This window comes from Sphingomonas trueperi (assembly GCF_040545665.1).
Taxonomy (GTDB): Bacteria; Pseudomonadota; Alphaproteobacteria; order Sphingomonadales; family Sphingomonadaceae; genus Sphingomonas; species Sphingomonas trueperi_B.
Genome location: NZ_JBEPMH010000003.1, coordinates 523,888 through 544,667, shown reverse-complemented (window position 1 = coordinate 544,667; position 20,780 = coordinate 523,888). Strand labels below are relative to the sequence as shown.

Annotated in this window: 9 protein-coding genes; 1 reads left to right on the top strand and 8 read right to left on the bottom strand. The window is 67.4% G+C overall.

Annotated features, from left to right (window positions below; translation table 11 throughout):
• Positions 1-21 precede the first annotated feature (21 nt).
• The 8 genes from ABIC65_RS13290 to ABIC65_RS13255 form a co-directional block, all read right to left on the bottom strand.
• The gene (locus ABIC65_RS13290; RefSeq protein WP_354309320.1) at positions 22-2,376 is read right to left on the bottom strand and encodes a GH92 family glycosyl hydrolase; all 2,355 of its coding nucleotides are present in this window, start codon (positions 2,374-2,376) and stop codon (positions 22-24) included.
• Between the two features lie 129 nt (positions 2,377-2,505).
• Positions 2,506-5,223: a M16 family metallopeptidase gene (locus ABIC65_RS13285; protein WP_354309319.1), complete on the bottom strand. Its 2,718-nt coding sequence runs from the start codon at positions 5,221-5,223 to the stop codon at positions 2,506-2,508.
• A 65-nt stretch (positions 5,224-5,288) separates the two neighbouring features.
• Complete coding sequence (locus ABIC65_RS13280; protein ID WP_354309318.1) at positions 5,289-8,708, bottom strand: TonB-dependent receptor; 3,420 nt, start codon at positions 8,706-8,708, stop codon at positions 5,289-5,291.
• 96 nt (positions 8,709-8,804) lie between these two features.
• On the bottom strand, positions 8,805-9,755 hold the full coding sequence (locus ABIC65_RS13275) for a FecR family protein (RefSeq protein WP_354309316.1): 951 nt from the start codon (positions 9,753-9,755) through the stop codon (positions 8,805-8,807).
• Entirely contained in the window at positions 9,749-10,225 is a 477-nt protein-coding gene (locus ABIC65_RS13270) for an RNA polymerase sigma factor (RefSeq protein WP_354309315.1), read from the bottom strand. The genes ABIC65_RS13275 and ABIC65_RS13270 overlap by 7 nt, the downstream gene beginning before the upstream one ends.
• A gap of 249 nt (positions 10,226-10,474) precedes the next feature.
• Positions 10,475-12,805: a TonB-dependent receptor gene (locus ABIC65_RS13265; protein ID WP_354309313.1), complete on the bottom strand. Its 2,331-nt coding sequence runs from the start codon at positions 12,803-12,805 to the stop codon at positions 10,475-10,477.
• A 21-nt stretch (positions 12,806-12,826) separates the two neighbouring features.
• A complete protein-coding gene (locus ABIC65_RS13260) occupies positions 12,827-13,792 on the bottom strand; it encodes a FecR family protein (protein ID WP_354309311.1) in 966 nt (321 codons plus the stop codon).
• 36 nt (positions 13,793-13,828) lie between these two features.
• The gene (locus ABIC65_RS13255; protein ID WP_354309310.1) at positions 13,829-14,416 is read right to left on the bottom strand and encodes an RNA polymerase sigma factor; all 588 of its coding nucleotides are present in this window, start codon (positions 14,414-14,416) and stop codon (positions 13,829-13,831) included.
• A 377-nt stretch (positions 14,417-14,793) separates the two neighbouring features.
• On the opposite strand from ABIC65_RS13255, the gene ABIC65_RS13250 reads away from it, so the two are divergent.
• The gene (locus tag ABIC65_RS13250; RefSeq protein WP_354309308.1) at positions 14,794-20,730 is read left to right on the top strand and encodes a hypothetical protein; all 5,937 of its coding nucleotides are present in this window, start codon (positions 14,794-14,796) and stop codon (positions 20,728-20,730) included.
• Positions 20,731-20,780: the final 50 nt, after the last annotated feature.

The window sequence follows — 20,780 nt, the reverse complement described above, 5'->3', positions numbered from 1 at the left end:
CGCAGAGCACCGGACTGCAGGTCAATTCGGTGCGAAGGAGGGCGGGGCTGTCGTTCCCCAATGCCGGTTCGGCATCGCCGCCAGCGTGAAATCCAATGTCCCGCCGCGCTGGACGAAGCGGGCCGGCAGCCAGGTCTGGTTGCTTTGCCGGCCATTGACCGCGAGCGACTGGACATACGGCGCGGCAGGCCCCGCGCCCTTCGCCCGAATGACGATCCGCGCCCCCGGGCGGTCGATCGTCATGGCCGGGAACGATGGGCTGCCGATGACCAGGTCGGCGAGGCCGGGATAAAGCGGATACAGACCCAGCGCAGCCCATACATACCAGGAGGACATCTGCCCCAGATCGTCGTTGCCGGAAATGCCGGCGGGCGCGTTGGTCCAGATGCGTCGCATTGCCTCGCGTACCGTTTCCTGCGTCTTCCACGGCTCGCCGGTGAACAGATAGAGCCAGGGCGATGCGATCGACGGTTCGTTGTCCATTTCCGCATGTAGCGGCCCCGACTTGGTGACTGCCCAGCTGCCGTCGGGCTTGCGGAAAAAGGCATCGAGCCGTTGGGACGCCCGCTCGGGGCCGCCGAGCGCCGAGATCAGTCCGCCCGCATCGAACGGCACCATCCACAGATATTGCGCGCCGCTTCCCTCCACGAACTCGTCTTCGGCGGCAGGATCGAAGGTCGGCCAGCTCCCGTCGGCATTGCGCGGCTGGATATAGCCGCCGTTCGGCGTCGCCTTCGGATTGAACAGGTTGCGCCACCATCCGGATCGCGCCCGGAACTGGCGCGCGCCGTTGCCATCGCCTGCCGCGCGCGCCAGCTCGCTCAAGCCGAAATCGGCCGCCGCCAGTTCGAGGGTGTCGGCTGCCGAGCCCCAGCCGGGCGCCCCGATGGGCATGTAGTGAAGCTGCAACCACTGATCGAGACCGGGCCGCTGGCCGACGCACAGCACCGGGCAGCCCTTGCGGCTGAGGTCCAGCGCCGTCGGCACCGTCGCTGCCCGCTTGAGCGAGGCATAGGCGCGCTTCACGTCGAAGCTGCGTCCGCCGAACGCATGAATGGCAGCCAGCGACGCGGGCGACGGGTCGCCGTTCATCACGCTGGTCGCGCCGGTGAGATGGGTCCAGCGATCCCAAACGCCGCCATTCTGGTCGGCCTGGTTGAGCAGCGATTGGGCGATGTCGGCGCCGCGCTTCGGATCGAGCAGCGTCACCAGTTGCAGTTGGGAGCGATACACGTCCCAGCCGGAGTAGTTGGCATATTGCGCACCTTGCCCGGGCGACAGGCGATGCACCCGGCCGTCGAATCCGCGATAGCGTCCATCGACATCGCTGTAGAGATTGGGCGTCAGCAGCGCATGGTAGAGCGCGGTGTAGAACACGGCGCGCTCGTCCTGCGCGCCGCCCTCGATCGCGATCTGGCCGAGGCGCCGGTTCCAGGCCGCGCGCGCCGCCGCCTGCACGGCCGGAAGCGTGGTGCCTGCCGGACTCTCGCGGTTCAGATTGGCGCGGGCACCGGCGGCGTTGATATAGGAGATGCCCACCCGCATCGTCACGACCGGGCTGCGCTTCGCGTCGAAGCGGATCCAGCCGCCGGAGCCCTTGCCGATCGGCGGATGCCCATCGCTGCCATAGCTGGTTCCGCCCGAACCCTGCGCCGCGCCGGGCGACACCATTTCGTCGCGCCATGTTCCGCCGATTTCGAACGGCTGGTCGAATACGGCGACGAAGTGCAGCGTATAATAGCTCTCGCGCCGGTCTGGGGCGAGGTAGCCGCAGAAATTGCCGCTGGTGACCGAGCCGGTAACGGTGCGCGTCGCGGGATCGATGGTGATGGTCGAGGCGGTGCTGCCGACTTCGCTGTCCGACGTGCGAAACAGCAGGTTCGCCTGCTGGCCCGCGGGGAAGGCGAACTGCCCTATTGCAGTACGGTCCGTCGCGCCAAGCTCGACCTTCACGCCATTGCCCAAGGCAACGCCGTAGCGGCCCGGGCTCGCGCTTTCCTTGGCATGGTCCAGGATGCTCGCATAGTCGGTCCCGGCCGCCACCGATGCGGGTGACATGGTCACCGGCGTCGTGATCGGCATGATCGGGATGTCGCCGCTCGCCCCTGCGCAGCCTGTCCCCGAGACGTGCGTCAGGCTGAAGCCGCGCACGCTGTTCGCACGCCACTCATAGCCGCCGGGCGCGGCCACGGCGGAGCGCCGGCCCAACAGCGGCAGCTCCTCGGGGCTGAACGCGACCATGCCGAAGGGCATCGAGACGCCGGGGAAGACGTTGCCGCCGTTGGTGGTGCCGATGAACGGGTTCACCTCCCCGGCGGGATCCCCGACGGCTTCGACTTGACCGGCGGCTTGCCCGACGCCGGCGAGCCCCAACATAGCTATGGCGATCGCCCGCATTCCAAAACTCCCGATACAAACCATGGATCGCGTTACCGGCCCTGATGTTCCGCCATCGGCCGATACGCGCTGCGTACCGTCAAGGCCGCAAGAAAAGGAAGCGAGCCGTCACCGCAGCTTCTTTCCTTCCGCGTCCCATACCTCGACGGGCCCCAGCGACAGTGCGCGCAGCTTGTCCTCGATCTTCGAAAGGTCCCCGACGATCACCCATGTCATCGCATCCGGGTTTAGCAGCTGTGCCGTGGTGGTGATGGTCGCCGGCGTGAGCTTGCCATAGGCGTCCGGCAGGGTGGTGATCCAGTCATAGGGTCGGCCGAAGCGCTGCACATATTGCAGGTAGCCCACCATCGCCTGGCTGGTTTCGAAACGCCCCGGCAGGCCCAGTACCTCGCCCTTGGTCAGCAATTCCAGCTCGCGCGCGCTCGCCGGTCGCTTGCCGCGGATATCGCGCAATTCCTTGTCGATCTCGTGCAGCGCCTCGGCGGTCTTGTCGGTCTGCACGCTGGTCGAGACGCCGAAGACCTGCGGCCCCCGCGCTTCCGCAACGAAGGAATTGGCGCCGTAGCTCCAGCCCTTGTCCTCGCGCAGATTCATGTTGAGCCGCGCGGTGAAGCTGCCGCCGAGCACATCGCTCATCGCGCCGATCTCGAACTGGCGGGGATCGGTGCCCGGCGGCAGGATCTGGCCCACCCGGATAACGGACTGGATCGCGCCGGGCTTGTCGATCAGCACGATGCGGGGGCTGGTGGCAGGGGCGACGGGGTCGATCTGCTTCGTGCCCCTGGCGCTAGCGGGTGCCTTCCAGTCGCCGAAGCTGCGCTCGAGCGTCGCGCGGAGCGTGGCGAGGTCGGTGCCGCCGGCGGCATAGATCGTCGCATTGTCGGGCCGGAACCAGCTTTCATAGAAGCCCACGACATCGTCGCGTGTGATCCCGCGCAGCGTCTCCGCCCGGTCCGCGAGCGGCACGCCATAGGCATGGGCGGCACCGTAGAGAAGATAGGTGAAGGTGCGCTGCGCCACTTCCGACGGCTCCGCCAGCGATTGCGACAGCCCGGAGAGGCTCAGCGCGCGATCGGCCTCGATGTCCGTGGGACGGAAGGCCGGGCGGCGAATCTCGTCGGCCCAGAGCGCAACCGTCTCCGACAGGCTGCGCGGCATCGCCGAGAGGATGAAGTTCGTCGTATCCACGTCCAGGGTCGCATATATCCGTGCACCCAGCAGCGCCTGGCGTGCCGCGAACTGCTGGCTGTTGAGCGTGGCGGTGCCTTCGTCCATCAACCCCATGGTGAAGCCGCCCAGGCCGGGTTTGGATCGTTGCTCCGCCGCCTGGCCGGCGTCGAACACCATCGTCATGTCGACCGTCGGTGCGCCGGGGCGTTCGGCGAGCAGGACCCGGATGCCGTTGGAAAGGCGCGTTTCCTGCAAGGGCGGCAGCTTCAGCGCCGGCGAGGGCGCCAGCGGCGGCAGCTTGGTGCGATCGGCGCCGTCGGCGAGCACCTTGTGGCTGCCGAACGGCAGCACGGTGAGCGCATAGTTCGGCCGGGTCAGCCAGCTGGCCGCGACGCTGCGCACCTGTGGCGCGGTCACCGCCTGCAGCCGTTGCGCCTCCACCGCATATTGCCCGGGATTGCCGGAGAAGACCGTGCTGTCCGCCAGCGCCATTGCCTTCACGTAGATGGATTCCATGGCCCGGGCATTGTCGGCATAGGCACTTGCCTTCACCCGGGCGAGTTCGGGTGCGGACGGGCCTTGCGCGACAAAGCCGTCCAGCACTTCCTTCACCGCCTGCTCTGCGGCGGCGCGATCGACCCCAGGCTTGAGGCGGACGTCGATCGAGAAGATGCCTGCGACGGCGAAGCCCGCATAGCTGGCCGCGGCATAGGTCGCGAGTTGCTTGTCCTGCACCAGCACCTGGAACAACCGGGACGTCTTGCCCCGGCCGAGCGCCTGTGCGGCCGCCTGCAGCGCCGGTGCTTCGGCGGTGCCTCGCCCCGGCACCGCCCAGGCCCAGGCGATCGCGGTCTGGGGAACATTGTCTTCCATCGTCTCGCGCCGATCACGCTCCAGCACCGGCACCCAAGCGTTGGTGCGGGTGATCGGCGCACCGGCTGGCACGCTGCCGAAATACTGCTGCATCAGTGCCTTGGCCCGTTCCACCGTGACATCGCCGGTAAGCGAGACGACGGCGTTGGTCGCGCCGTAATAATCGGCGAACCAAGTCTTCACGTCGCTTAGAGTGGCGGCGTTCAGGTCCTCCATCGATCCGATGGTGGGGTGGTGATAGGGGTGCCCCTCCGGGAACAGCGCGGCCGCCTGGCGGGGGTCCATCAGTGCATAGGGGGTGTTCTCCCGCGTGCGCTTCTCGTTCTGGACGACCTTGCGCTGCTCGTCGAGCTTCGCCTGGCTGATCGCGCCGGCAAGATAGCCCATGCGATCGGATTCCAGCCACAGCACGCGCTCCAGCCCGCCGGTGGGGACGATCTCGTAATAATAGGTCTGGTCGAGCGAGGTCGCGCCGTTGACGCCCGAGACGCCGATCTCCTGCAGCGGCGGCATATATTCCTTGTCGTGATGTTCGGAGCCGTTGAACATCAGATGCTCGAACAGATGCGCAAAGCCCGATTTGCCGAGCGGCTCGTTCATCGAGCCGACATGGTACCACACGGTCACGGCGACCTTCGGCGTACTGTGATCCTCGTGCACGACGACGCGCAGGCCGTTGGGGAGGGTGAATTGCTGGTAAGGGATGGCGTCCTGCCCGTGAGCGGGGGCGGCGCAGGCGAGCGCTAGGGAAGCGGCCGTGCGAAGCAGCGCGGTGCGAAACATCGGAAATCCTTGTGAAAAGAGCGCCGGCGCAACCCTGGAAGCGCCGGCGCGAGGTGGGCCGAGGCTCAGAAGAGGATGGCGCCGCCGATCTTGAACTTGCGCCCGCCGAGATAGGTGGCGCGGGTGTAGGTGCCGGCGATCAGCTGCTGCAGGTCGGGCGTAGAGGTGCCCTTCAGCAGGTCCGAGCCCTCGACATAGAGGCGGTATTTGCGGGTGCGCGGGTCCAGATAATATTCGGCGTGCAGGTCGAGCGTCTGCACCCCCTTGTCCCACACCGACAGCCCGCGCGGGATGAAGTTGTTGAGCGTCTTCGACTGGAAGCTGTACGCCAGCGTGCCGTCAAAGCCGTATTTGTTGTAGGTCAGCGCAACCGTGCCGGAATGCTTGGGCTGCTGGTTGAACGGCAGGCCGGCGAATTCGTAGACGTTGCTCTGGCCTGTCGGGGCGTAGGCCCAGCTGTAGCGCTGCCAGCGCTTGCTGTGCGTGTAGGTGTAATTGGCGATGATCCCCAGGCCGCCCAGCGCGCCGGGCAGGAAGTCGAACTGGCGTTCGAACCGCGTCTCGATGCCCCAGATCGTCGCCAGATGACCGCTGTTGATCGGCGATCCGCCGTTGATGAACACCGTCTCGGGATGCGCTGGGTCGAAATAGGGCGCACCCTGGAAATAGGGGTGGTCCGGCAGCGTGACATTGGCGAGGTTGGCCGGACCGTTGGTCTGGGTGGACTGGAGCAGATTGTTGATCCGCTTGTAGAAGCCGGCAAGCTTGATGATGCCGATCTTGTGATAATACTCTGCGCTCAGATCGAAATTGTGCGTGATCGCCTGCTTCAGATTGGGGTTGCCCGAGTTGAGCTGGAGCACCGGCTTCACGCCTTCCGGGCCAGGGATCGGAATGTTGATGAAGCTGATCCGCGTCTGCTGCGACAAGTCTCCGATCTGTGGCCGGGCGACCGACAGGAAATAGCCGCCGCGGAAGATGAGATTGTCCGACCGGCGATAGTTGAACAGAATGCGCGGCAGGAAGTCCTCCGACTTGGCAGTTTCCGTCACGAGCTTGCTGAACTGGTTCTGGAAAATCAGGTCGGCGCCGAAGCCGCCGCCATCCTGCGCCAGGATCGGGCCCACATAGGTCGGGAAAAGCAGGTTGGATGCGCTGAGATCGGTGCGATTGTATCGCACGCCGCCGATGATCTCGAGCTTGCCGAACTGCAGCCGGGTCTGGACATAGGCGGCGTAATTGTCCTCGCGCGTGCCCTGTCGGTCCTGCCCGTCCACCGGCTTGATCGGGTTCAGGGTCAGCTGTCCGCTCTTCGCGATATAGTCGTCGATATGATCGAGGAAGCCGATCAGCGTGCTTTCGGACATGGCGGTGAAGTTGGCACCCGTGACACCGATCCGGCTGAGGTCGGTCGGCGAGAAGGGCAGCCCCAGCGAAGCGACCGACGCGTTGCCGCCGAACTGGGTGCGCACCAGATCGTGCCGGAACTTGGCGCGCTCGAAGCGGCCGCCGATCTGGACGTACTTGAGGAAACCCCAGTCCATGTCCCAGCGCACGCTGATGTCGCCGGTATAGCGATCGTTGCTGCCGGTGGTGGTGTCGATCTGGCCGGTCCCGCTGCTGATCTTGTACAGCGACGGATCGTTGATTACCGCCCAGCCGGCCTCGCTGAGCAGCGGAATCGGGATGGCATCGCCGCTGCGAGGGGCGAAGGCCGAAATAATATAGCCCAGCTTGGCATCGGTCGCCGCAGGCTGGAATAGCGCGGGGGTTGCTTCAGTACCCGGCGTGCGCATGTCCAGAGCGGTGTTGCGGCCGTGGTTCTCACTGCCATGGGCATAGCCCGCAATATAGGTGAACGTCAGCTTGCCCAGCGTGCTTTTGCCGTTGAAGCTGTAGGTGTCGGTTCGGCTCTTGCCGCCGGGATCATAGCCATAGACCTGCTCGCGGTAGAGCGAACCGTTGCCGGGTTTGAGGTTCAGGTGCAGCGCCGAGATCGCCTCCCCACCCGGCACATCCGAATAGTCCCCACCGGCCGAGAAAACGTCGGACATCGAATAGCTGGTGCGATCGGATTCGGCGTGCTGGAAATCGAAGCGGAGATTGGTGTGGCGCCCGATCTGCCATTCGGCCGACAAGGTTGCCGCGACCGTCGACTGCTTGACGTGGTTGAAGTCGGTCTGCAGCTGCGAGACATAGACGCCGTCGTCGCCCGGCGTGAACGGGAAGGTCGCGCGCGGATCGACCGCCTCGATCGTGGTGAGCGTGGGCTTGCCGTTCGCGGCGTTGGGCAGGAATGCACCGAAGTTCGTGACCGTCCCGTACGAAATGTTGCGCACCGAATTGCGGCGATACTGGACCGAGGCGCTAAGGCCGAGATTGCGCTGCGCGCCGAACCGCCCGGCGACCGTGCCGGAGACGAGCAGGTCGTGGCTGAAGTCCTTGGCCCCGAGCCCGCCTTCCAACTGGAAGCTGGCGTAGCGCCGCGGGCGGTTGAGCGGCGAGAGCGTCTCGATCTCGATCAGGCCGCCCGTGCCGGCGCTGTCCTGGCTGGGCAGCAGGCTCTTGCTGATCGTGATCTTGCTGACGGAATCCGCCAGCAGGTTATTGAGATTGGCCGAGCGCCCGGTGCCGTTGCCCACCGGTAGCTGCAGTCCGTTGAGCTTTACGTTGTTCATGTCCGGATCCAGCCCGCGGACGATGACGTTTGTGCCGTCGCCGGTCACGCCGTCGCGCTGGAACGAGATGCCGGCAGTACGCCGCAGCGCGTCCGCGAAGGTGGTGCCGGTGAAATTGCCGAGATCGTCGGCGGAAACCACTTCCGAGTTATTCTCGGCGCTGCGCTGCAGATTGAGCGCGTTCGCGCGCGCGCTCTGCGTGCCGTAGACGACGATCTGCGTGCCTTGTTCGGTCACGCCTTCGCTCAGCGCCAGATCGAAGGCGCTGACGCCGGTGCCGACCGAGATGGTCTGCGTTCGCGTCTCGAAGCCGAGGAAGGCGACCTCGACGGTGTAGGTGCCGGGCGCGAGATCGTCGAAGTGGAAATCGCCATTGTCGTCGGCGGTGGTGGTCTGGCCGGTTTCAACGATGCGGACCAGCGCGCCGGCCAGCGAACGCCCGCCCTGGTCCCGCATCAGATGCCCGGCGATGCTGCCCTTCTCTCCGCCGTGGCTCTGCCCTGCCGGTGGTGCGACGACGTAGGACCCGCCCCCCGTTACGGTGAGCGTAAGTCCCGAACCCTGCAATAGCGTGTAATAGGCATCACGCGCGCTGTACTCGCCGTGCAGTGCGGGGGCGTTGCGTCGCTGCGCCGTCGGCCCGTCGAACACGATGTTGGTGCTGGTGCGCGATGCGACGGAACGCAGCGCCGCGTCGAGCGGCTGTGCCGCCATGTCGAAGCTGTAGCGCGTCTGCGCCTGTGCAACGGGAATGACAGATAGGCAGCAACCCGCTGCGAGAACGGCAAGCATCGGTCTGGACGGCATCGATTTCCCCCCAGGGAGCGCGACCCTTTTCGCTGTCTCCCTACCGACCTAGACGATGCTGCAACGCGGAACCGACAAAGATTCGACATGAAAATGTCATCGCTTGTCGTCTTGGCGCACGATCCACAAAATTTTTCCATCTTCAGCGACATGAAGCGCGTGGAGTGCTGCCACTGCCCTGGCGAACTCGCCGGTGTCGTTGGTTGCGAAAACGCCGGATACGCGCAGGCTCCCGAGTGCCGGATCGGCGAGTATCAGGCGGGGGCCGCCATAGCGGTTCATTTCCGCGATAGCCTCCGGCAGCGGCGTGTCCGCGAATACCGCCTGTCCACGCCGCCAAGCGGTGGCTGCTTCCAACGGCTGCACGTCGATTCGCATTTGCCCCGCCGCGGGCGCGCGAAGGCGATCGCCGGGATTGAGGTAGGTCGGGGCGCTGCCCGATGCTCCGCTACGCACGTCGGTCACCGCGACCTTGCCATGGAGCAGCGTGACCGTCACCGCATTTGCCTCGCGCCGCACGACGAAGGCCGTGCCTACGGCCCGTATCTGCTTGTCGCCGGCGCGGACGAGGAAGGGGCGAGCGCTGTTATGCGCCACCTCGAACATCGCCTCGCCGCGATCCAGCTGCACCAGCCGTTCCTTCGCGTCATAGCGTACTTCGACACTGCTATCGGTATTCAGCGCGATCCGGCTGCCATCTTCGAGCGTCGCGACCTTCTGTTCGCCGACGCGGGTGGAGTAGGCGGCGGGACGCAGGATCCACAGCGTGGCCGCAACTGCGATCGCCGCTACCAGCATGGCTGCCAGCGCATAAAGGGGCGCTCGCTGTCTCGGCTTCGGCGCCGTCACTTCGGGCTCGGCTCCGACCATGTCCGGCACCTCCGCCCAGATGTCGGTCGCCTTCTCGAACGCATAGCGGTGCGCAGGGTCCGCGCGTAGCCATTCGCGGAACGCCGTCTCCCGTTCGGGGGTGCGTACGTCCCCCTGCAGGCGGGCAAGCCATACCGCTGCCTCTGCGGCGGCGCGGGTGTCGAGGCGGCTCACCATCCGTCCATCCACTGCATGAGTTGCAGCGTCGCACGGGCGACCTGTTTCTCAACGGCGGCGATGCTCATCCCTTCGTCGGCCGCGATCTCTGCATAGGAGGCGCCGTCCAGACGGCGACGGAGCAGGATGCGCCGGGTCCGCTCCGGCAACCGCTCGAGCCCGGCCCGGGCATGCGCCAGCCGCGCCTGCTGCTCCAGGACCTGCGCCGGATCGGGCGATGCGTCGGCGATGTTGAGCAGGTCGTTCGCCGGCGAGAACGGCGCGCGGGATTCGCGGCGGTGGCGATCTATGGAGAGGTTGACTGCCGCCGTGACGAGCAAAGCCTCGCGCGAGCGGGCTTGCTGCGCGCGCTCGTAGCGCTCGATCCTGAGGAACGCTTCCTGCACCAACTCGTCCGCATCCTGCTCCGCGACTCCGCGACGAAGCACCGCGCGCTTCGCCTTTGCAAGCATGTCCGCAAGATCGGGCACGCCGTCGCTACCTTAGCTAGACGCGCGGGGTTGGGAAATCCGACAAGTATTCGATCGTCGGGGAGCGGGGTTCATCGGTCCAGATTGGTGGAGCCATGCCGTCTTGCCAAGCGCAATGTCGGACTGCGTCGTGGAAAGCGTTCTCTGTTGGTACACCCTTCCGGCACTTCGCCGGGCGAGACACATATTGACGGCGCGTTCTTGGGAAGATCGCGCGGGGAGTGACCGCAAGCCCACGTGCCGCAACGCCTAGAACCTTCTCGAAACAGCCAGCCGTGCGCTGCGAGGCTGCAACGGTGTGGTGCGGGTGGCCCCGTCCGGCAGGAACGGGGTGCCGAAGGCGAAGACGTTGCCCCGGGCGTCGAGCAGGTTGGTTGCCTCCATTGAGAAGGTGAGCCGTCCGATTGTCAGCGCAGCGGTGGCCGACAGGGTTGCATACCGACCCTGCGCGCGGTTGACCGACTGCTCGATGCCCAGCCGCGACGGGCCGATCACGTTGAGGCGAACCCCGAGCCGATACGGATAGGCGCCGCGCAGCGCGTGGAGATAGTCCAGCGAGGCTGCAAGCCCGTATCGCGCGACATCGGGCAGCGGCAGCTTCCCGGGAAGATCTGCCAATGCCGGACTCGGGTGGAGCGTGCCTTCGGCCAGGAAGCCGCTTCCCGCCACGCGCAGCGACGGTGCCAGAGTAGCTGCCAATTCGAGCGTCGCACTGCGGACCCGGGCGTCGCCGACATTGGCGACACGCGGCAGGCCGAGGCCGTCATGGGCGTCCGCCTGCACGTCATGCCACGCGCCCGTCGCCAGCGACCCGGCAACGCGCAGCCTGTTGCCGTCCCCCGACCGGTAGCGGAACCCGATCTCGGCGGTGCGGATGGTGTCGGCGTCGAAACGCTCGAGAACGGCGTTGGCAGTGATGCCGCCCGGCCGATAGCCGCCGGCATAGCGCACGAAAAGATCGAGCGGCGCAGCGGGCCGCCACAGCAGGGCGGCCATGGGAGTGGCAAGCCATTGCACGCCAGGCCGCCTGGTCACCGGCTCGCCGCCCTGTACCGGCTTTGCCAGTGCACCCTCGCCCGCGCCGTCGATCTGCACGCGCGACCCGCGCCCGCCGAGCGTCAGTCGAAGCCCGGGCAGAACGGGGGCCTCCACTTGCCCGAACAGGGTGGCGTCGCCGACGCGCGCGTGGACCCTGCCCAGGCTGGTCAGGGCGTCCGGCGTACCGGTTGCCCGTTCCTGGCGTGAATCGCCCAGGACGAACGACGCACCGGCCAGCCAGCCGCCGTCCCGGCCCGCCTGCCCGGAAAGCCGCGCTTCCCCCGTCCACAGGCCCAGCGCATCATATTGACGATAGAGGCTTGGCGCCTCCGCGCCGGCCGCTGCGTCGAACACTTGCCGGATGCGTTGGCCGCTATGGCCGATCGTCATATGGAAGTCGGCCTTCGCCACCCGCCCGCTGACGTCTACATGCGCGGCTTCATAGTCGTGCCGGGAGGGCTCCGCGACGCTGCTCGCCCGTGCCAGTGCGCCGACCGACGGATCGGTATATTGCGCATCATCGTTGCGGATCCGCTGGAAGATGCCGGCCAGCTGGATCGACCAATCGGCATTGATCGGCACCCCCAGGGTCGCGCGTCCGCCGACCACCGCGCCTCCATTGACGTTCTGTGCCTGGCGGCGGACATCGTCGATATAGCCGCCGTTGCGCTCTGCATATCCTACGACACGGATCGCCACGTTGCGACCGAGCGGCACGTTGGCGACTACGCCGGCATCCGTGCCGGCGCTTCCATGTTCGGTCAGCGTCAGTGCGCTCCATGCTTCGCCCGACATGGCGGACGCGTCTGGCGGATTGGGCACGGCGCGGACGATGCCCCCCAGTGCGCCGGAGCCGTACAATTCTCCCTGCGGACCTTCGAGGATCTCCACCTGTTTGAGGTCGTAGAGACGCAGGTCCGGGTCCGGCGCGGCATAGGTCAGGCGGAAATCGCCGAGATATTGGCCGACCAGCATCGGGCTGGTGCCGTTGAAGCTGCTGTCGGCAATCCCGCGCAGGAACAGCTTGTTCCGCCCCGGGCCCAGCCGGGTGGCGAGCAGCGCGGCATGATGCTCGGCAATCGCCAGCGTGCCCCGGGTCGCGGCGGGCAGGCCGATCGTGTCGCCCTCGATCAGGGTCACGCTGGCGGGCAAGTCTTCGAGCCGCAGGCCGCGCTTGCTGCCGGTCACGACGATCGTGTCGGAGGCGGGCACGGGTGGCGGCGGCGGGGACGACGGTGCGCCGTGGCGTCGCGGCCGGCGTTTCGCCACGATCCGCCAGACCCGCGGACCGACCGAAACCGCCACGGCGCCCGTGCCTTCCAGCACCTGCCGCAGTGCCAGCTCGATGCTTCCGTCGAAGCGCTGTGGCCGTATGCGGCGGCGCAGCAGCGATGGATCGGCGGTACCGATGCTGGCATCCGCCTGGATTGCGATCGACGCCAGCACCTCGGCGAGCGATGTCGGCTGTCGAATGTCGAGATGGACATGCTGCGCCTGTGCGCCGGATACCGCCAGCGAGAGTATAGAGAGCGCCGGCGTCATCGCCGAACGAGCATCACGCGCTCATCTGCCATCGCGACGCGGTTCCAGGATCCAGCCGTCGCTCGCCCGGCGCGCGCGCACGTTGAGGATCGCCTCAATCCGGGGGATCAGGCGCTCGCCGCCGTTGGCCACGTTGATCGAGCCGGCGAAGCGCCGCCCGGCCAGCCCGGGCGCAAGCGTCAGCCGCACGCCGCTGCGCTGCGTGATATCGGCGGCCACTTCGGCGAGCGGCGCATCGGCATAGTTCAGCTGCCCGGTGCGCCAGCCGTCGATCATGCGGGGCTGTGTGGGGGAGGGGGCCGTCACGGCGCCGTCGCGCGTGACCCGGCTTTCCTGCCCGGCCGTCAGCGTGACCGCGCGCGCGCCGCGCTTCAGTCGCACCATCCCCTCGGCGACGGCCACCCGGATCGCCGCGTCGCTGCGCTTGACGTCGAAGCGGGTGCCGATGTCGATGATCTCGACATCGCCGACCTGAACGGTGAAGGCGCGCGCGGGATCGTGGACGATGTCGAAGCTCGCCTGGCCGCGGACGAGCGTCATGCGGCCGGGGCTGCCGGGATCGCGGCGCAGTTCGCTGTCGCCATTCAGCACGACGGTACCGTCTCGACCCAGATCGACCCGGCGTATCTCGCCTGCACGCGTCGTCACCAGCTGGGCGTATTCAGCCGGCCTGGGTCCGAGCGGCAACCCCATCCACAGCGCGGCGGCAAGCGATGCGGCAAGCGCCCCACCTATGGCTACGGGAATCGCGCGGCGGGGAAGACGGATCAGCAGCCTCCGTCCCGTCATGCCGGAGGGCGCAGGCCGCGCCGCGTCGCGCAGCAGAACCGCGGCCTCGTCCACCGTGATCGAGACCCGGTCGAACGCGACGGCATGCCGCGGATCGGCCGCCAGCCATGCCTCGAGCGCCGGCCAATCCTCGAACGCGGGATCGTCGGTGCGGATCGCCCATTGCGACGCCTGGGCAGCAATCTCGCGCTCGGTCATCGGCTCCTCCTGCCTCCGATGACGCCGAGCGAGGCCTCAACCCTCATCCGGTTCCCTTTCCAGTCCCGAAAGGGCGACATAGCTGCGCCGCAATTCCTTTTCCACGGTACTGAGGCTGACGCCCAGTTCCTCCGCGATCCTGCGCTGCTCCACGCCGTCGACGCGGTAGCGCAGGAAGATTCGGGCCGCGCGGGCGCCGAGCCGCCCAAGCGCGGCTTCGATATGCTGGAGCCTCTCCCGGGCGAGCAGCGCGCGCTCGGCCAGCGCGGCCTCGGCATCCTCGATCGCGCCGCTGGTGATGCTCCAGCTATGCTCGCGATCTTTCGCCCGCGACGCGCCCCTACGGGTATCGAGCACCAGGCGGTGCGCCATGCGATACAGATAGGGCAGCGGCTTTTCGATCACGGCGTCGCTCAGCTGCACCTTGATCCACAATTCCTGCAGCAGATCCTCCGCCACGTCCCCGCCGCAGCGTATCGCAAGGAAGCGCGCAAGTGCGCTGCGGTGCGCCATGAACGTTTCGGAAAGCGAGCCTTCGACCCTGGACACGTTTCTGCTCGTTCGCCTTCCAAACGTTAACGCAATACTGCGGCGCAACAAATCGGGATGCGTCGGATGCGTCAAGTCGCTCGATTTGGGAGGAAGGGCTGCCAGATCCTCGCGCCCGCTTCGCATCGAGGCACAGGAGACGCGAAAGTGGCGGATTTGCGTGGCTGCGCGAATGCACCGAATAGGAGATAGGACGCCGCGCCAGGCGCAGAACCGTAACCCGCGCAGCATAAAAGTTTTCTGCGGCGTACTCGCGGCAATTCCGTTTCGCCACAAAGGCATATTCGTAAAATTTTCCTTACGGCTGGCGCTCCTGCTCGGCGTCGAAGGGGCAGAGGGGCCGCCGGACCATCCAACCGACAAGCGCAGCAATGCCCGCCGCAAGGGGGGCGTGGCGCGCATTGAACAGGTGGAGGAACGGCGGACCGCCCGACATGTCAGGGAGCGGTCGCGTGCAGCAGTTTCGACGCACAGGATTTGGGGACGTTTCTTTCAACACCGTCGCGCGCCGTCGCACGGCGCTTCGGCTGGGCACCTGCCTCACGGGCGCGGCGGCCGCATTGCTCATCGGCGCGCCGCCGGCCAGGGCGCAGAGCTGCGGAACGCTGACGCTCGTCGCGATCACCTGCCCGGCGGGCACCAGCTACCCGAGCGGGATCGCCTATTCGGTGGACGCCACCCAGCCGCCGCAGGACCTCACTGTGCGCCTTGACGACGGCGTGCAGATCGAGACTACGGCCGATCAGACGCACGGCATCAGCGTCAGCAACCTGTCCGGCGGCGGCGCGGCAATCCTGGCCGATAGCGCGAGCGCGATCGCCACCAGCGGGCAGGACGCCAAGGGCATCCTCGCGGAAACCATCGTCGGCGACCTCACCGTGCATGTCGGCGACGTCTCCACGGCCGGTGGCCAGTCCACCGGCATCCAGGCGCGCAGCGACGGCGGCGCCATCGAGGTGCATGCGGGCACGATCACCACGGTGGGCGACGACGCGCCCGGGATCGACACGCGCACCAACGGCACGACGACGATCGACGTGACGGCGATCAGCACCCAGGGCGCCAATTCGGCCGCCATCCATGCCTATGGTTCGGGACCTATCACGATCCAGGCGGGTACGATCGAGACGCAGGGCTATCGCGCGCACGGCATCTACGCGAACAACAATCTGGGCGGCCAGTCGGGCGGGATCACCATCGACGCGGGCAACGTGAACACCGCCGGCTATGGTGCGGCCGGCATCTGGGCCACCGGCTATGCCGGCGACACGCACATCACCGCGCAGACCGTCACGGTGCAGGGCAGCAACACCGATGCCGTCTACGGCAGCAGCTATCTCGGCAACACCAGCATCCAGGTAGGCAGCGTCTCGGCGGCGAGCCCGGGCGGCGTTGGGATCCGCGCGATTTCCGGCGGGGCAACCGACGTGACGGTCGGCGACGTCACCAGCGATGGGATCGGCATCCTGGCGATCGGCACCCAGGCCACGGTCACCGCCGACACCGTCTCGACCTCCGGCGACAATGGCAAAGGCGTCTATGTCCACAGCGATTTCGCCATCGACAACGGCAAGGCGCCGACCCGGGATCTCACCGTCAATGTCGGCTCCGTCGTCACCAGCGGCTATGAGTCGGACGGCGTCTATGTGCGCAACGGTGCGTCCGGCGGGCATATCGACGTCACCGTCGGATCGATCAACACCTTCGGCGATCAGGCGGACGGCATTGTCGGCATCGGCTATGGCGATGTCGCGATCAAGGCGGGCTCGGTGGTCACCAGCGGCGCGGGCGCGTTCGGCTTGGGCGCGATCTCCAAGGAAGGCGCCGCCACGATCGACGTCGACCATGTCAAAACCGCCGGCCAGGGTTCGCAGGGCATCTACGCCAAGGCGGCGGGGGCGGTGACGGTCTCGGCCGGCAGCGTGGAGACCGCGGGCGCCGGTTCGCATGGCATCAACGTCCAGGCAGGCAGCGGCGATATCGACATCACCGCCGGTTCGGTGCGTGCCGATGGCGCCAACTCGGTCGGTGTCTATGCGGTCAACTATTCGGAAGGGGCGACCAAGGTTGCAATCGGCACGGGCACCACGACGCGCGACTATTCGCGGGTGGTGACCGCCATCGGCTTTGGCGACATTGCCGTGGAGGCCGGGACGATCAAGTCCTCGGGCTATGGCAGCACGGGCCTGTTCGGCTACAGCGTCTACGGCAACGTCTCGATCTCGGGCCAGCATATCAGCACCGCCGGAGGCGCGGCGTACGGCGTCGATGCCCGCGCGCTGGACGCGAAGAGCCATATCGAGGTGAGCGTCGGCTCGATCGAGACGAGCGGCAAGCGCGCCGCCGGCGTGGTGGTGCTGGCGGGCGGCACCGCCGCGGTAGACCTGGGCACCATCAAGACGAGCGGTGACCTGTCGGACGGCATCTACGCCGCCTTCAACACCAGCAATGGCGAGCGCGACGGGCCCCCGCCGCCGACCGTGATCAAGGCGGGCACGATCGCCGTCACCGGCGACGGTGCGCACGGCATCAACGTCATCGGTCGCGGCGATGTCGAGATCAGCGTCGACTCCGTAACCACGGAAGGCGGCCGGTTCAGCGAAGGCAAGCACACCTTCTGGGCGGAGGGCATTTCGGCGGGCGCCGCCTATGGCTTCCTGCACGTCACCGCCGGATCGGTAACGACGAAGGGCGAGGGATCGGTCGGCATCGATGCCAATGTCGGCGACGGCGATCTCGTGATCGCGGCGAAGGAAATCGCGACCAGCGGCGCGCATGCGGCCGGCGTGCTGGCGGGCACCATCTATGGGAACACCCAGATCAGCGTCGGCACCATCACCACCGCGGGCGAGCATGCCACCGGCGTGCAGGTGAGCGCCGCCGGCCTTCCCGAGACCGGAACCTACACGGCCAGGATCGAGGTCGGCGCGATCACCACGGCTGGCATCTACTCCAAGGGCATCGAGGCCAAGGTGGACGGCGACCTGGCCATCGTCGCGGGTACGGTCGCGACGCAGGGCGAAACCGATGCGGGCGGTATCGTCGCGGTCAGCTATGGCGGCAACGCCAGCGTATCGGTGACGGGCGGCATCTCGACGAAGGGGGCCTACAGCACCGGTGTCTATGCCGTTGCGCTGCAGGGCAGCGTCCAGATCGACGCCGCGCATGTTGCGGCGGCGGGCGCGAAATCGAACGGTGTCGCGGGCGTCTCCCTTACCGGCGACGTGGCGATCCGCGCCAGTGACGTGGCCGCGATCGGGGGCGGCGCCAGCGCGGTGCTGGCGGTGAGCTATCAGGGCCTGGGGCATGTGTCGGTCGATGCGACGAACGTCACCGGCAGCGACTATGCCAATGCGATCCAGGCCTATGGCGCCTCGGTCGAGATCAGCACCCATGGCACGATCCACAAGACCGGCAGCTATGCCGCGATCGCCGCGCAGGCGGTGGGCGGGGGCGTGACGATCCACAACGATGCCGCGATCACGACGGCCGAGGGGTCCGGGCCCTATGGCTCTGCTGTCGCGCACGGCATTTCGGCCCAGGCGACGGGCGACGTGGCGATCGACGGCAGCGGCACGATCTCGACCGCGGTGGGCACGAGCAATGCCATTTCCGCGTACAGCATCCGCGGCGGCACCATCTCGATCACCCAAGCCAGCCTGTCGACCAGCGGCGACAGCGCGCACGGCATCTCCGCCGTGACCAGCAACGGCATCGGCACGGCAGAGAGCGATGGCCCGGGCGGCATCACCGTATCGCTCAAGGATGTGTCCACCCAGGGCGAGGGCAGCTCCGCCCTGCTGCTGTCGGACAACACCCGGCACGGCAACGTCCTCGCGACGGTGACCGGCAAGGTCTCCACGCACGGCAATTACGGCGAAGGCGTCAGCCTCTACGCCGCCAACGGCACGGTGCAGGCGGTATTGAACAGCGTGGAGACCAAGGGCCTCTATGCGCAGGCCGTGCACCTGAACGGCCATGCCGACGTACTGAACGTCTCGGGGGCGCTTTCGACCGCCGGGGCGCTCTCCACGGCCGTGGTCGCCTATGCCGGCAATGGCGGCATCCGGATCAGCGGCGCGGGCCCCATCAGCACCACCGGCAGCTATTTCAGCTCGGGCGTGCGCGCGACCTCGCCGGGCGACATCACGATCGCCCTGACCGGCCCGATCACCACGACCGGCCGGGGCTCGGCGGGCATCGAGGTCACCGAGCGCAAGCGCCATTCCGAGGTCTACCCCTATGACCCGCCGGCCGAGCAGGCGAAGAAGGGCGGCACCAAGGCCTCCGGCTTCCCGACCGAGGACCCGCGCATCCCGGAGGAGGCGGCCACCGGCAGCACGATCGCGATCAACGCGGCTGCCATCACCACCACCGGCGCCAACTCGGACGGCGTGATGGCGAGCACCACCACCGGCTCGGTGGCGATCACCACGGGCAAGGTGGTCGTCAGCGGCCAGGGCTCGATCGGCGTCTTCGCCGAGGGACGACGGGTTTCGGCCGATATCGGCGCGACGCAATCGGCGCAGGCCGAGGCTGTGGCGCTGCGTGGCTTCGACGCGGCGAGCCTCACGGTACGTGGCGCCGTTTCGGGCGGCACCGACGGGGCGCTCCTCCAGGCCTATGCCGCGCAGCTCACCGTGGCGAGCGGCGGCAGCATTGCCGGGGTGAACAACGGCGTGGTGATCGATGCGACGCCGCACGTGACGCCGATCGTCCATTATTGGGGCTATGCGCCGCGCGACGGCTATGTCGGCCAGGACGAGCCGCAGCCGCTGCCACCCGCCCATCCGGCGGCAGGTGCCGTGCGCGTCGACAATGCCGGGACGATCACCGGCGGAAGCGGCTTCGCGATCGTCGCCAGCGGCGGCCCGGTCAACGTGACCAATACCGGCATGGTCGTCGGCGGGGTGAAGTTCGCCGGTTTCAACGACAGCTTCGTCAACAACGGTACCTTCGTCGCGACCAAGGACAGCGACTTCGGCGGGGGATCGGACGTGTTCGTCAACAGCGGCACCTTCGTCGTCGGATCCGCCGCACCGGCAGTGCAGTCCGTCCGCGCTGCCTCGGCCGCGGCCGCTGCCCAGACCGTCACCATGGTGGGGCTCGACACCTTCGAGAATCACGGGCTGATCGACTTCCGCGGTGCGGCGGGCGACACGTTGCTTCTTCCCGGCAACTATGTCGGCGCGGCCGGCGCCAAGGTCCGCTTCGACCTCACCGCCCAGGGCAGCGGCCAGCTGGTGATCGGCGGCACCGCGACGGGGACCACGACCATCGTGCTGGGCGGGGACGCGTCCGCGGCCACGCTTCTCGCGCAGCCGCGGGCGCTGGTGAAGACCGGTGCGGGATCCTCGGCCAATGCCTTTACCCTGGGTTCGGCCGACATCGGGCTCGTGCGCTACGGCCTCGCCTTCGATGCGGCGAGCGGCACCTTCCAGCTCCGCAACGAGGCGGGCGCTCCGGTCTACCGCCTGCTCAAACTGGCTGAGGGCGCGCAGGCGATCTGGCGCCAGTCGGCGGATGCCTGGTCCAGCCACATGCTCGAGCTGCGCGATGTCGAGGCGGGGCGCTCCCGGCTCTGGGGGCAGAGCTTCGGCTCGGTTGCCGATCGCGACCAGTCCAGCACGATCGGCGGGAATGCCTACCGGCTCGATTATCGCCAGGATTTCTACGGCGCGCAGGTGGGTGTCGACTTCGGCGGGCTATCGAGCGATGCGGGCCAGACGCGCAGCGTGTTCGGCCTCACCGCTGGCTATCTGAGCGCCCGGCAGAACTTCAAGCAGGGCGGCGATCGGGTGACCTTCGATACGCTGAGCCTGGGGGGCTATGGCATGGTGCGGAAGGGTGCCTTCTACGGCAATCTTCTGGCGCAATATGATCATCACTGGATCGATGCGGGCAATCGCGGGCTCGGCTGGTCCGATCGATCGAAGGCCGACGGGTACGGCATCGCCGGCGAGATCGGCGCGCATCTCGGCACCGAACGCCTGTTCGCCGAGCCGCAGGTGTCGCTGTCGTGGCAGCATACCGACATCGGCAGCCTCCATCCGTTCGGCCAGCGCGTCGATTTCGGCGGCAACACGGCGCTCACCGGCAAGCTGGGCGGGCGGATCGGCGGCGTGGTCGATATCGGCGGCACCCGGGCGGTGTTCTACGCCCGCGGCGACTATGTCCGCGAATTCGACGGCAAGGGCATGCTCAGCTTCGGCAGCGGCGGCGTCGTGCAGACGCTCGAGGGCCAGCGGATGGGCGATTACGGCCAGGCCGCGATCGGGGTGAACATACTGTCGCAGGGGCTGATCAGCGGCTTCGTCGAGGGTAATGCCACTTTCGGGACGAGTGCCAGCGGCGGCGGCGGCCGTGCCGGCATCCGCATCCGCTTCTGATCTCTTCGGGTACCGGACCGGCCGAGCGCCGGTCCGCTTTCATAGTGCAG